The sequence below is a fragment of the Flavobacterium sufflavum genome, assembly GCF_004016525.1.
Classification (GTDB): domain Bacteria; phylum Bacteroidota; class Bacteroidia; order Flavobacteriales; family Flavobacteriaceae; genus Flavobacterium; species Flavobacterium sufflavum.
This window is the reverse complement of the sequence record NZ_SACJ01000006.1, coordinates 1-13,092: the sequence shown is the minus strand read 5'-3', so window position 1 is coordinate 13,092 and position 13,092 is coordinate 1. Positions and strand designations below refer to the sequence as shown.

Annotated in this window: 11 protein-coding genes and 1 tRNA gene; 7 read left to right on the top strand and 5 right to left on the bottom strand. The window is 33.9% G+C overall.

Features of this window, described 5'->3' with window-relative positions:
- Positions 1-43 precede the first annotated feature (43 nt).
- The 4 genes from EOD40_RS10830 to EOD40_RS10815 all read right to left on the bottom strand — a co-directional run bounded on the left by EOD40_RS10830 (position 44) and on the right by EOD40_RS10815 (position 2,593).
- Entirely contained in the window at positions 44-994 is a 951-nt protein-coding gene (locus EOD40_RS10830; RefSeq protein WP_128195416.1) for an isopenicillin N synthase family dioxygenase, read from the bottom strand.
- Positions 995-1,136: 142 nt separating this feature from the next.
- Positions 1,137-1,217, bottom strand: a tRNA-Tyr gene (locus EOD40_RS10825).
- Positions 1,218-1,405: 188 nt separating this feature from the next.
- Entirely contained in the window at positions 1,406-1,771 is a 366-nt protein-coding gene (locus EOD40_RS10820; RefSeq protein ID WP_128195750.1) for a TlpA family protein disulfide reductase, read from the bottom strand.
- A gap of 39 nt (positions 1,772-1,810) precedes the next feature.
- A complete protein-coding gene (locus EOD40_RS10815; RefSeq protein WP_128195414.1) occupies positions 1,811-2,593 on the bottom strand; it encodes a DUF4369 domain-containing protein in 783 nt (260 codons plus the stop codon).
- Positions 2,594-2,829: 236 nt separating this feature from the next.
- Here EOD40_RS10815 and EOD40_RS10810 point away from each other — a divergent pair, with 236 nt between their 5' ends.
- Positions 2,830-3,057 carry a hypothetical protein gene (locus tag EOD40_RS10810; protein ID WP_128195412.1) on the top strand — a complete coding sequence of 76 codons (228 nt, stop codon included), beginning with the start codon at positions 2,830-2,832 and terminating at the stop codon, positions 3,055-3,057.
- A 38-nt stretch (positions 3,058-3,095) separates the two neighbouring features.
- On the opposite strand, the gene EOD40_RS10805 is transcribed toward EOD40_RS10810, so the two are convergent.
- Positions 3,096-4,640, bottom strand: a complete 1,545-nt coding sequence (locus EOD40_RS10805) for a hypothetical protein (protein ID WP_128195410.1) — start codon at positions 4,638-4,640, stop codon at positions 3,096-3,098.
- A gap of 154 nt (positions 4,641-4,794) precedes the next feature.
- Here EOD40_RS10805 and EOD40_RS10800 point away from each other — a divergent pair, with 154 nt between their 5' ends.
- From EOD40_RS10800 to ilvC, 6 genes are all read left to right on the top strand, one after another.
- Positions 4,795-5,970 (top strand): 2-isopropylmalate synthase, encoded by a 1,176-nt coding sequence (locus EOD40_RS10800; protein ID WP_128195409.1) that lies wholly within the window; start codon positions 4,795-4,797, stop codon positions 5,968-5,970.
- A gap of 59 nt (positions 5,971-6,029) precedes the next feature.
- On the top strand, positions 6,030-7,148 hold the full coding sequence (gene leuB / locus EOD40_RS10795) for a 3-isopropylmalate dehydrogenase (protein ID WP_128195407.1): 1,119 nt from the start codon (positions 6,030-6,032) through the stop codon (positions 7,146-7,148).
- A 273-nt stretch (positions 7,149-7,421) separates the two neighbouring features.
- Positions 7,422-9,095 carry a dihydroxy-acid dehydratase gene (gene ilvD / locus EOD40_RS10790; protein WP_128195405.1) on the top strand — a complete coding sequence of 558 codons (1,674 nt, stop codon included), beginning with the start codon at positions 7,422-7,424 and terminating at the stop codon, positions 9,093-9,095.
- A 78-nt stretch (positions 9,096-9,173) separates the two neighbouring features.
- Positions 9,174-10,862, top strand: coding sequence for a biosynthetic-type acetolactate synthase large subunit (gene ilvB / locus EOD40_RS10785; RefSeq protein ID WP_128195403.1), 1,689 nt, complete (start codon positions 9,174-9,176; stop codon positions 10,860-10,862).
- A gap of 4 nt (positions 10,863-10,866) precedes the next feature.
- Complete coding sequence (gene ilvN / locus EOD40_RS10780; RefSeq protein ID WP_128195401.1) at positions 10,867-11,394, top strand: acetolactate synthase small subunit; 528 nt, start codon at positions 10,867-10,869, stop codon at positions 11,392-11,394.
- Positions 11,395-11,409: 15 nt separating this feature from the next.
- Complete coding sequence (gene ilvC / locus EOD40_RS10775; RefSeq protein WP_128195399.1) at positions 11,410-12,882, top strand: ketol-acid reductoisomerase; 1,473 nt, start codon at positions 11,410-11,412, stop codon at positions 12,880-12,882.
- The last annotated feature ends 210 nt before the right edge of the window (positions 12,883-13,092 follow it).

Genomic DNA, 13,092 nt, shown 5'->3' with positions numbered 1-13,092 from the left:
GAATCTTTGGAATTTGGAATTTTACTTTTGGAATTTATTGTTGTTATTTTTTAATCAATCCTAAATCTACTAATCGTTCATAAAGAAATTCACCTGCGGTAATATCTTCAAATTGTTTTGGATTCTCATTATCAATACAGTTTTCTAAGCAATTTAAGGGCATATCACTCACCGGATGCATGAAAAATGGAATGGAATAACGTGAAGTTCCCCATAATTCTCTTGGAGGATTCACTACCTGATGAATGGTTGATTTTAATCTGTTATTGGTGTGTCGGGATAACATATCGCCCACATTGATTACTAATTCGTCAGACTCTGCAATAGCGTCAATCCATTCGCCATCGTGATTTTGAACCTGAAGGCCTTTGCCTTGAGCGCCCATTAAAAGTGTTATTAAATTAATATCACCATGAGCAGCTGCGCGAATAGCATTTTCGGGTTCGGAGGTAATAGGAGGGTAATGGATGGGTCTTAAGATAGAATTTCCTTCTTTGGCGTAGTCGTCAAAATAGAATTCGTCCAATCCTAAACGTAAAGCTAATGCTCGCAATACATAGATTCCTGTTTTTTCAAGCATTTGGTAAGCTTGTTTTCCAACATTATTAAAATGCGGCAATTCTTTTACCGTTACGTTTTCGGGGTATTCTGAGGCGTATTTTGAATCTCCAGACACATATTGCCCAAAATGCCAAAACTCCTTTAAATCGCCTTCTTTTCTTCCCTTAGCGTGTTCTTTACCAAAAGAAACATATCCTCTTTGTCCTCCAAGTTCAGGATTTTCATAACTTTTTTTAATCTCTAGTGGTAAACTGAAAAATTGTCTGATTTCACTATACAGTTCTTCGACCAATTGCTGGTCTAAAAAATGTCCTTTTAGGGCAACAAAACCAATATCTTCGAAAGCATTTCCAATTTCATTCACAAATTTTTGTTTGCGTACCGGATCGTTTGATAAAAAGTCGCTTAAATCAACACTAGGGATGTTTTGCATATTGTATAATTTTATTTTTATGTAACATTAGTAATGAGATTCTAAGTTCTCTTTACAAATGTATTTAATAGAATTTTAAAACTGAAATGGTTCGTGAAAATTAGAGATAAAAAAAACGCTTCAATTTCTTGAAGCGTTTTTGTGGGGAGAGCAGGATTCGAACCTGCGAAGTTTTCACAGCAGATTTACAGTCTGCCCTCGTTGGCCGCTTGAGTATCTCCCCGAAGCCTTTGAGTACAACAATTGTTTGTTGTTGTTAGCGGTGCAAATATAGGAACACTTTTCGTTTCTGCAAACTAATTCAGGACTAATTTTGCAATATTTTACAAGCTTTTTTTTAACGTGTTGGTCTTGAATAAAATAAAAAATCTCCACTAGGGAGATTTTTTATTCTTATGATGTAAAACAGCTTTATTTAGCCAGAAGTTCTATGATTTTTGCTCTAAGTTCAGCATCTCTCAAGTCTTTTGCAACTACTTTTCCGGAAGCATCAAGGATAAAAGTAGCAGGAATGGCTTCAACTTTATATTGGGCGGCAATTGGTTCTTGCCATCCTTTTAAATTAGAAACCTGAGTCCAGGTCAGTTTATCTTTTGCAATTGCTTCTTTCCATTTGTTAGCGTCTTCGTCTAAAGATACACCTATAATGTTAAGCCCTTTTGAGTGAAACTCTTTATAAATGGCTACAACATTTGGATTCTCTTTTCTACAAGGACCACACCAAGATGCCCAAAAGTCAACTATTGTAACTTTTCCTAAACTTTCCTTAAGGGAAATTACTTTTCCTTCCGGATTAGGAGCAGAGAAATCGGTTCTTCATTTAGTTGCAGCTGCCGGTGCTGGTGCTGCTCCTGGAGCAGCTGGTGCACCTGGTACAGAAGAATTAATAGCTGTAAGTCTTTCTTTAATAGCTTTACCTGGCTTAGTGTTTTTTAATTCGTCTTCAAATCCGTTGAAGATTTTTTCTGCTTTTTTAATGTCTGCAGATGGATCTTGTAACATACTTTGAATGATTAAAGCACTGATGAAAGATTTTGGGTGAGATTCAGCGTAAGTAACATATTTAGTTTTAGAGTTATTACCAACTTCTTGTTGAATTGTTTGGTATTGTTTCATTAAACTGTTGATTACAGCAGTATCTTTGGCTTGTTGTGCTTGGTTCATTTTAAGCATGTTCGCTTTTTGGAAATCAATTAATTTCTTTTGAACCACTTTCATTTCGTCGTTAAATTTCACATACTCATCATTGTTGTAAGTACCTGAAATTTTTGTATTTTGAATACTATCTTTGTTAACTTCGATGTTGATTTCTCCAGATTCTAAGATGAATGGAATAGGTTGATTAGCTGCTTCTAATTGAAGTACGTGGAATGCAGGCTCAGTAACTTTTCCTTTAATTTCAAATTTTCCGTTTTCAACTTTTACAGTATCAATATTGATTAATCCTCCCATTCCGTTAGGATCCTGTGCTTGAAGGATGATAGTTTTTCCGTTTTCAATTCCTTTTGCAGTACCAGTGATAATGTACTCGTCTTTACCAACTTTACTACAAGAGAATAGTACAGCAGACGCAGAAAGTAATAAAAATAATTTTTTCATTATTAATTAGTTAAATTAGTTAAGTGTGCAAAAGTATTTAAATTTATAAAATGGCAATAATTTAATTCGCTAAATTTTTGTTATAATTACATTTATAATGCTTTACTATATGATGCTTTTTGAGGAAGTTAAAACAAATGGAGTAATAATGTTTTTTTTACTCATGAGGTTTGTTAATTTGTTTTTATCAGTGTATCAACTTATTTTTGACTTTTAAGAAACAACAATATTAGTTTATGAAGCCGTTAAAAGAGATATTGCTTATAAAAGATGCTACTATTAATAAGGTACAATTTGATAAAGAATGGTTTTTTAGTCTTGAAGACATGGCTTTTTACTTGAAAGAAGATTTATCGGAAGTAGAGTTTGTGTATTTGCCAATGTTGATTGATGGAGAAAGGGAAATTGTAAAGTGCTGTTCTTTTGAAGATATTCTTAGAGGCAGAAAAGAATTAACTGAATAATAAAAAGAGAGAAGTATCCGCTTCTCTCTTTTGTGTTTTTATCTATTACTTAGTTTTGCTTTTTCTTTGATGATGTCACTTATTTTTCGGTTTTCAATTTTGCTTTCAAGCCAGGAAATAATATCGAGATAAAGAAAAGCTCTTTTTTCATAAGTACTTTGTTCTAATTCAATAAAACGTTCCTTCATTTTTATGAATTCATTTTTTATATCGCTTGGATAAATTGAATTTAGGTTTTTTAAGAAACGAATGATCTCTTTTTGTACTTCGTGTAGATCATTCATTTTAAGTAAAAACTTATAGGTGTTTTTCAACTGACTTTCTAAATAGTAGTCTTTACCTAATTCGTAATGCGCAATCAAACATAAAATACGGGCAAAACACATTAAATCTTCGCGCATACTAAGATTTTTGTTGTTGATGATTTTCTCTAAATAAAAGATGGAATCATTGTATTTTTCGATACCAAAATAAATACTGGCAATTTTGTAGAAAAATAACATTTCGTGATGTTCGTCTAAATGCTCGTTGTGAATTTTTAATTTACTCAGAATTTCAGGAATTAAATATTCGCTTTCCGCAAATGTTCCTTCCATAATGTGGTAATTCAATTTGTTGTTATATAAGTATAGGAAAGATAACGAAGCTATGTTGTCATTGATAGGGAAACGGGGATCTTTAATGGTTTCTTCAAGCCGTGTCAAGTATTTTTTAAACTTGGTTTTATACTTTAACATATATAAAGATTCCAACAGGTAATTGTTTCCTTTTAGGAAAAACACAGGATTTAGGAAAATCATGTTTTCATTATCGTAAAAAAGAGTGACCCATTTAGACGCAAATTTATAACTGCCTAAAAAATCCTGAACCAGGAAACTGCGCCAAAGATTAGCATTGTAAAACCAATATTTTTCACGGAATCCAAAGTTGTTTTCGTCTAATTTAGAAATATGCTTATTGAAATAATCGTCTATGTATTTGTATTCTTCATCAGTTTTAACATAACCTGTTTTAAGCATTATGCCATACAATTGCAACGATAAATTAGATAATTTGCTGGATATGGTATTTTGATAATTCAGTTCTTTGGCTTGAATTACCAATTCGTCAGCTCGTCCCTGAATACTTCGGGTGATATATTGTGATTCGATTAGTTTTTCAAATTCTACAATTTCATATGCCATTAGCTTTTCGTCATTTTCTATGGCCTGACTCTTGGTTTTATCGAGAATTTTTAAACTTTGTTTATATAAACCTTTGTTATACAGAATGGTAGCAAAGTCGATTTGTTCTCTTAGTTGGTAACGGATGTTTTGACTTGGAATATTAAGACGGATGCTGACTAATATTTGCTTGTATAAATATGATTTTAGATTCGATAATTGTACTTTTTTAATGATGCCACTTTTTAAAATAAGTTTTTCATCATAGTTCTCGGATTTGTCTAAAATATTGAACAGTTCAATGAATTTTGTATTCGAACTGGTCTCTAATCGACTCGCAAAAATCTTAAATTGTCGTTTTTCGGATTTTGATAAGGACTTAATTAGAACGAATAAAAAATCTTTTTGATGGTTAGCCATTGTAAAATAAATAGATTTAACTAATTGATTTTTAGTTAGTTAGGTTGTTATTGCTAGACTTATAAACAGTATATTCAATTAAAATGAATTTTCTATTCAAACTAAAGAATATATTTTTGTTATCAAGATGTGAAATTACATTAAATAAATGAAAATGAATAGAGAGAAAGTCCAAATTTTTGATACCACTTTACGAGATGGGGAACAAGTTCCGGGATGTAAATTAGATACCAATCAAAAACTTGTTATAGCGGAACGCTTAGATAAGATGGGGGTTGATATTATTGAAGCTGGTTTTCCGGTTTCTAGTCCTGGCGATTTTTTATCTGTTACTGAAATTAGTAAAATTGTTCAAAATGCAACAGTTTGTGGTTTGACCAGAGCTGTGAAAAACGATATTGATGTAGCAGCCCAAGCCTTAAAACATGCTAAAAGACCACGTATTCATACTGGTATAGGAACTTCTGACTCTCATATATTACATAAATTACAAACAACAAGAGAAGATATTATTGCCAGAGCAAAAGCTGCTGTAGCACATGCGAAATCTTATGTAGAAGATGTAGAATTTTACGCAGAAGATGCTGGAAGAACCGATAATGCTTTCTTAGCACAAGTTTGTGAAGAAGTTATTAAATCAGGAGCTACAGTGTTAAACATTCCTGACACAACAGGTTATTGTTTGCCTGATGAGTATGGAGCAAAAATTAAATACCTAAAAGAAAACGTAAAAGGTATTGATAATGTAACTATCTCTTGTCACTGTCATAACGATTTAGGGATGGCAACTGCTAACTCTATCGCCGGTGCTATTAATGGAGCCAGACAAATCGAATGTACAATCAATGGTATTGGGGAAAGAGCAGGAAACACGGCACTTGAAGAAGTGGTGATGATTTTCAAACAACACCCTGATTTGAATTTATATACTGATATCAACACTAAACAATTAAACGAGATGAGTCGTTTGGTTTCTGAAAGTATGGGTATGATGGTACAACCTAACAAAGCAATCGTGGGAGCTAATGCTTTTGCACATAGTTCTGGAATTCATCAGGATGGTGTTATCAAAAACAGGGCTACTTATGAAATCATAGATCCTTTAGATGTAGGAGTTAATGAATCATCAATTGTTCTTACTGCCAGAAGTGGTAGAGCAGCATTGGCATACCGAGCTAAAAAAGTAGGGTATGAGTTAACAAAAACACAGTTAGATGTCGTCTACGTTGAGTTTTTGAAATTTGCCGATGTTAAAAAAGAAGTTTTAGACGATGATATTCATTTGATTATTGCAGCTTCTAAAATTGAAGGTGATTTAATTAAACGATAGTTAGAGCTTAGGAGTTTTAAATGATTAAATTTGCAGCGTTTTAATTAAAAATCAATCTCATGAACTTAAAAATTGCTGTATTATCGGGTGACGGTGTTGGTCCTGAAGTAATCTTACAGGCTAAAAAAGCTTTGTATGCTGTAGGAGTGGTTTATGAACATGATTTTATTTTTGAAGATGCTCTTGTGGGAGCTATAGCAATAGATAAAGCAGGTTCACCATTACCGGAACAAACATTAAATCTGTGTCTTAATACAGATGCTGTTTTGCTGGGTGCAATCGGGGATCCAAAATACGACACCGATTCTAATGCAAAAGTTCGTCCCGAGCAAGGATTATTGCGATTGAGAAAAGAGTTAGGGCTTTATGCAAATATCAGACCCCTTAAGCCTTTTAAAAGTTTAGTTGATGTATCTCCTTTAAAAAGAGAAATAGTTGAAGGGGTTGATTTTATCATTTATAGAGAGTTAACTGCCGGACTTTATTTTGGAGAAAAAAAAATAAACGAATCAGGAACAATTGCTTCTGATTTATGTGAATATACTGAAGGTGAGATTTCAAAAATAGCTCATTTAGCATTTAAATCGGCTCAAAACAGAAGAAAAAAAGTAACCTTGGTTGATATGGCTAATGTTCTTGAAACTTCGCGTTTATGGAGAAATGTAGTTAAAAAAATTGGAGCTGATTATCCTGATGTAACTTTAGATTTTTTGTATGCTGATAACGCAGCAAAGCAAATTATATCAAATCCAAAACAATTTGACGTAATATTGACCGAGAATCTGTTTGGAGATATTTTATCTGATGAAGCCAGTGTAATTACAGGTTCAATCGGAGTTTTACCATCAGCTTCATTAGGAGAAAAAAATGCGTTGTTTGAACCTGTTCATGGTTCTTATCCTCATGCAAAAGGAAGAAATATTGCCAATCCTTTTGCAGCCATACTTTCGGCAGCGATGTTGTTAGAACATTTTGGTCTTAACGAAGAAGCTAAGAAAGTATATGAAGGAGTTGAAAAAGCAATTGAATACAATGTTGTAACAATAGATTTAAATCCAGATTCAAAATTTGGAACAAATGAAGTTGGGGAATTTGTTTCCAATTTTATTTTAAATAAAGACGACTTAATGTATTTTAATAATGATAATGTACATTTAGGTCAATCAACAATAGTATAATGTACTATTTTGATAGATAATTGAGATTAATGATAAGAAATTCATAAAATTTTAATTTTTATTTTTTTAGGTATAAAGGTTTTTATACTTTTGTTCCATCAAAAAAAGAAAATGAAAAATTCAATCGTATTAGTTTCTGTCGTTAATGTCATTGTTGTATCAACAAATGCATAAGGGAAGCTATTAATATAATTGAAAAATAATATTATATAACTCCCATAAATTGGGAGTTTTTTTTTGGAATTATTTTAGCACAAAAAATAAAAAAATACGATGGAATTAAACAAATATAGCAAGACAATCACTCAGGACGAGACACAACCCGCTTCTCAAGCGATGTTTTACGGAATTGGATTGACAGAAGAGGATCTTAAAAAAGCACAGGTAGGAATTGTAAGTATGGGTTATGACGGAAATCCGTGTAACATGCACTTAAATGATCTGGCTAAAGATATTAAGACTGGGGTATGGAAAGAAGATTTAGTTGGTTTGATTTTTAATACCATTGGTGTAAGTGATGGTATTTCTAATGGTAACGATGGAATGCGTTTCTCATTAGTTTCTCGTGATGTAATTGCCGATTCTATCGAAACTGTTATGGGTGCACAATGGTACGATGCTATGATTGCTGTTCCGGGTTGTGATAAAAATATGCCGGGAGCTTTAATGGCTATGGGGAGAGTAAATCGACCTTCTATTATGGTTTATGGAGGATCAATTCACCCAGGAAAATGGAAAGGTCAGGATTTAAATATTGTTTCTGCATTTGAAGCTTTAGGGAAAAAAATCAGCAACACAATTACACCGGAAGATTTTAAAGGTGTAATTCAAAATGCTTGTCCAGGCGCAGGTGCTTGTGGTGGAATGTACACTGCTAACACCATGTCATCAGCAATTGAAGCATTAGGAATGAGTTTGCCTTATAGTTCTTCTAATCCTGCTTTAAGTCCGGAAAAAAAACAAGAATGTGTTGATGCCGGAAAAGCTATCAGAATATTGTTAGAAAAAGATATTAAGCCTAGAGACATTATGACTCGTAAAGCTTTCGAAAATGCTATTACAATGGTAGCTGTTTTAGGAGGTTCTACAAATGCAGTAATGCACTTAATTGCAATGGCTCATTCTGTAGGTATAGAATTAACATTAAAAGATTTCCAAGACATCAGCGATAAAACACCATTATTAGCCGACTTGAAACCAAGTGGTAAATACTTAATGGAAGATTTACATAATGTAGGTGGTGTTCCTGCAGTAATGAAATATTTACTAAAAGAAGGTTTCTTACACGGGGATTGTTTGACTGTAACAGGAAAAACAATTGCTGAAAATTTAGCTTCAGTTCCTGATTTACACGATGGACAAGAAGTAATTTTTGAAATCCAGAAAGCATTAAAAGCTACCGGGAATATTCAAATTCTTTACGGAAACATAGCTTCAGAAGGTTGTGTGGCAAAAATTAGTGGAAAAGAAGGAGAATTCTTTGAAGGTACAGCTGTAGTTTTTGAAGGTGAAAAAGATGTAATCAGAGGAATACAAGCAGGTGAAGTAAAACCAGGAAATGTCGTCATTATCCGCTATTGCGGCCCAAAAGGTGGTCCTGGAATGTCTGAAATGTTAAAACCTACATCTGCCATTATGGGAGCTGGTTTAGGAAATACTGTAGCTTTAATTACTGACGGACGTTTCTCTGGAGGTTCTCACGGTTTTGTAGTAGGACACGTTACTCCGGAAGCTTACGAAGGTGGAGGAATTGCTTTAATCGAAAATGGAGATGTTATTACAATTGATGCTGTGAAAAACACCATCAATATGAAAATCTCTGACGAAGAATTCGCAAAACGTAAAGCTAACTGGAAACAACCAGAATCACCAATCAAACAAGGAGTTTTACTAAAATATATGCGTTCAGTATCCAGTGCATCTGAAGGATGTGTTACTGACAAATAATAGTCAATTACAATTTCAAAATTCAATTTCAATATCAAATTTTGAAAAAATAAATTGCCAAAACAAAAAAGACAAACAATGAAAATATCAGGAGCAGAAGCAGTTATCAGATGCTTATTAGCCGAAGGAGTTGACTTAGTTTATGGATATCCAGGTGGTGCCATAATGCCGGTTTACGACGAATTATATAAATTTCAAGATCAATTGCACCATGTATTGGTGCGTCACGAACAAGGTGCTGCTCACGCTGCACAAGGTTTTGCCAGAGCTACCGGAAAAGTAGGGGTTGCTATTGCAACTTCCGGACCAGGAGCTACAAACCTGGTTACAGGTATTGCTGATGCTCAAATCGATTCTACTCCAATGGTATGTATCACTGGACAGGTAGGGAAACATTTATTGGGTTCTGATGCTTTTCAGGAAACAGATATTATCGGAATTTCGACTCCGGTAACAAAATGGAATTACCAAATTACTGAGGCTGATGAAATTCCTGAGATTATGGCAAAAGCATTTTACATTGCCAGATCAGGACGCCCGGGACCAGTATTAGTCGATATTACTAAAAATGCACAGTTTGATACTTTAGATTTTAGTTATAAAAAATGTACTGATATCAGAAGTTATCATCCAAAACCTGTTTTGAAAATCGAAAAGGTTGCGGCAGCGGCTGAAATAATCAATAAGGCTAAAAAACCGATGATTATTTTTGGTCAAGGAATCATTCTGAGTAAAGCGGAAGAAGAATTGAAAGCATTGATTGAAAAATCAGGAATACCAGCAGCCTGGACTATATTAGGTCTTTCTGCTTTGCCTACAGAACACGAATTGAACGTAGGAATGGTAGGAATGCACGGAAATTACGGACCGAATGTTTTAACTAACGAATGTGATGTTTTAATCGCATTAGGAATGCGTTTTGATGACCGTGTTACTGGGAATCTGGCTACTTATGCTAAACAAGCAAAAGTAGTTCATTTTGAAATTGACCCAGCTGAGATTGATAAAAACGTAAAAACTGAGGTTGCTGTATTAGCTGATTTAAAAGAAGCGCTAACAGCATTATTACCTCTTATTGAAAAGAATTCTCACGAAGAATGGCATAACGAATTCAAGAAGAAATACGAAATTGAATTAGATGCAGTTATCAATGAAGAATTGGCTCCAACGAATGGAAAAGGAATTTCAATGGGTGAAACTATCGAAATGATTAACAAACACTCGAAAGGGGATGCGATAATGGTTTCTGATGTTGGTCAACACCAAATGTTTGCTTGCCGTTATGCTAAATTTAACCAAACTAAAAGTAATGTAACTTCAGGAGGTTTAGGAACTATGGGATTTGCTTTGCCGGCTGCAATTGGAGCTAAAATGGGAAGACCGGATCGTGAAGTTGTTGCAATTATTGGTGATGGTGGTTTCCAGATGAATATCCAGGAATTAGGAACTATTCATCAAACTAAGGTACCGGTTAAAATTGTGGTATTGAACAACGAATTTTTAGGAATGGTAAGACAATGGCAAGAATTGTTTTTTGACTATAGATATGCTTCTACAGTAATGACAAATCCTAACTTTTGTGCTATTGCCGAAGGTTATTATATCAAAGCCAGAAAAGTAACTAAGAGACAAGAACTGGATGAAGCAATTGCTGAAATGATGGCTTCTAAAGACTCTTATTTTCTTGAAGTTATGGTTGAAAAAGAGAACAATGTATTCCCAATGATTCCAACAGGAGCTTCGGTTTCTGATATCCGATTAAGTTAATATTATGGAAAATAAAACATTCACCATTTCTGTATATTCAGAAAACAACGTTGGCTTATTGAACAGAATATCCGGGATATTCTTAAAACGCCATATCAATATATTGAGTTTAAACGTATCCGAATCGGAAATTGAAAACGTTTCCCGATTTGTAATTGTAGTGGATACTACTGAAAAATGGGTACAAAATATTGTTGGTCAAATCGAAAAACAAATTGAAGTAATTAAAGCGTTTTATCACGTAGATGAGGAAACTATCTTCCTGGAAAGTGCTTTATTCAAAATCAATTCCAGTTTATTATTTGACGAAAGACAAATTCAAAACATCATCAAAGAAAGTCATTCCGAAATTGTAACTGTATCCAGAGACTTTTTTGTGATTTCAAAATCAGGAAGACGTTCTGAAATTGAAGAACTACATTCTAAATTAAAACCTTTTGGGATTATGCAGTTTGTACGTTCAGGAAGAATATCAGTTTCCAAAGAAAAAATGGAAGTGACAAGTTTATTATTAGAAGAATTAAAATCATAAATTAAATATTAGAAAATGGCAAATTATTTCAATTCATTACCACTTAGATTACAATTAGAACAATTAGGCGTTTGCGAATTCATGGATCAATCAGAATTTGCTAATGGAATCGAAGCTTTAAAAGGTAAAAAAGTAGTTATCGTTGGTTGTGGTGCTCAAGGTTTGAACCAAGGTTTGAACATGAGAGATTCAGGTTTAGATATTTCTTATGCATTACGTCCTGAAGCTATTGCTCAAAAAAGAGCTTCTTTCATGAACGCTGCTGATAATGGTTTCAATGTGGGAACTTATGAAGAATTAATTCCAACGGCTGATTTAGTATGTAACCTTACACCAGATAAACAACACACTGCTGTAGTTACTACAATTATGCCATTAATGAAGCAAGGAGCTACTTTAGCTTATTCTCATGGTTTTAATATTGTAGAAGAAGGAATGCAAATCCGTAAAGACTTAACAGTTATTATGTGTGCTCCTAAATGTCCGGGATCTGAAGTACGTGAAGAGTACAAAAGAGGATTTGGTGTACCTACATTAATCGCTGTTCACCCTGAAAATGATCCAAACGGTTTAGGTTTAGATCAGGCAAAAGCTTACGCTGTTGCAACAGGAGGAAACAGAGCAGGAGTTTTACGTTCATCTTTCGTAGCTGAAGTAAAATCTGATTTAATGGGAGAGCAAACTATCCTTTGTGGTTTGTTACAAACAGGATCTATCTTATGTTTTGATAAAATGGTTGCTGAAGGTGTTGAGCCAGGATATGCTTCTAAATTAATCCAATACGGATGGGAAACTATCACTGAAGGATTGAAACATGGTGGTATCACTAACATGATGGACAGATTGTCTAATCCTGCTAAAATTGCTGCATTTAAAGTTGCTGATGAATTAAAAGACATCATGCGTCCATTGTTCCAAAAACACATGGATGATATCATCTCTGGAGAATTCTCTAAAACAATGATGGAAGACTGGGCTAATGATGATAAAAACTTATTAACTTGGAGAGCTGCTACTGAAGCAACTAACTTCGAGAAAACTCCAGCTGGAGATGTTGAAATCTCTGAGCAAGAATACTACGATAACGGAGTATTGATGGTAGCTATGGTAAAAGCTGGTGTTGAATTAGCTTTTGAAGCTATGACTGATTCAGGAATTATCGAAGAGTCTGCTTACTACGAGTCATTACACGAAACTCCACTTATTGCTAACACAATTGCAAGAAAGAAATTGTTCGAAATGAACCGTGTAATCTCTGATACTGCTGAGTACGGATGTTATTTGTTTGACCACGCTTGTAAGCCATTAATCGCTGATTACGTTAAAAATGCACCATCTAACTTAGTTGGACGTCCATTTGGTAACGGAACTAACGGTGTTGATAACAAAGAATTAATCGAAGTGAACAGCATCATCAGAAACCACCCAGTTGAAGAAGTAGGAGCTTGGTTGAGAGAGTCAATGACTGCAATGAAAAAAATCGTTTAATCACGATATTTTAATAAAGATAAGAAAGCGGAGTAATTATTTACTCCGCTTTTTTTATGCCTAAATTTTAACGGCTGTTATGGTAATTAACGTGAGTTCGATATAATCACGTAATAAATACGTAAAAATAATTGTACAAAAAAGCAAAAGTTAGTATATTTAAAGTGCTTAATTTCAAACAAATACTAAACTTTTGCTTATGCTTTCGCT

Coding starts and splice junctions, on each gene's coding strand:
- EOD40_RS10830 (WP_128195416.1), bottom strand. CDS start 994: ATGCAAAACATCCCTAGTGTTGATTTAAGCGACTTTTTATCAAACGAT.
- EOD40_RS10815 (WP_128195414.1), bottom strand. CDS start 2,593: ATGAAAAAATTATTTTTATTACTTTCTGCGTCTGCTGTACTATTCTCT.
- EOD40_RS10810 (WP_128195412.1), top strand. CDS start 2,830: ATGAAGCCGTTAAAAGAGATATTGCTTATAAAAGATGCTACTATTAAT.
- EOD40_RS10805 (WP_128195410.1), bottom strand. CDS start 4,640: ATGGCTAACCATCAAAAAGATTTTTTATTCGTTCTAATTAAGTCCTTA.
- EOD40_RS10800 (WP_128195409.1), top strand. CDS start 4,795: ATGAATAGAGAGAAAGTCCAAATTTTTGATACCACTTTACGAGATGGG.
- leuB (WP_128195407.1), top strand. CDS start 6,030: ATGAACTTAAAAATTGCTGTATTATCGGGTGACGGTGTTGGTCCTGAA.
- ilvD (WP_128195405.1), top strand. CDS start 7,422: ATGGAATTAAACAAATATAGCAAGACAATCACTCAGGACGAGACACAA.
- ilvB (WP_128195403.1), top strand. CDS start 9,174: ATGAAAATATCAGGAGCAGAAGCAGTTATCAGATGCTTATTAGCCGAA.
- ilvN (WP_128195401.1), top strand. CDS start 10,867: ATGGAAAATAAAACATTCACCATTTCTGTATATTCAGAAAACAACGTT.
- ilvC (WP_128195399.1), top strand. CDS start 11,410: ATGGCAAATTATTTCAATTCATTACCACTTAGATTACAATTAGAACAA.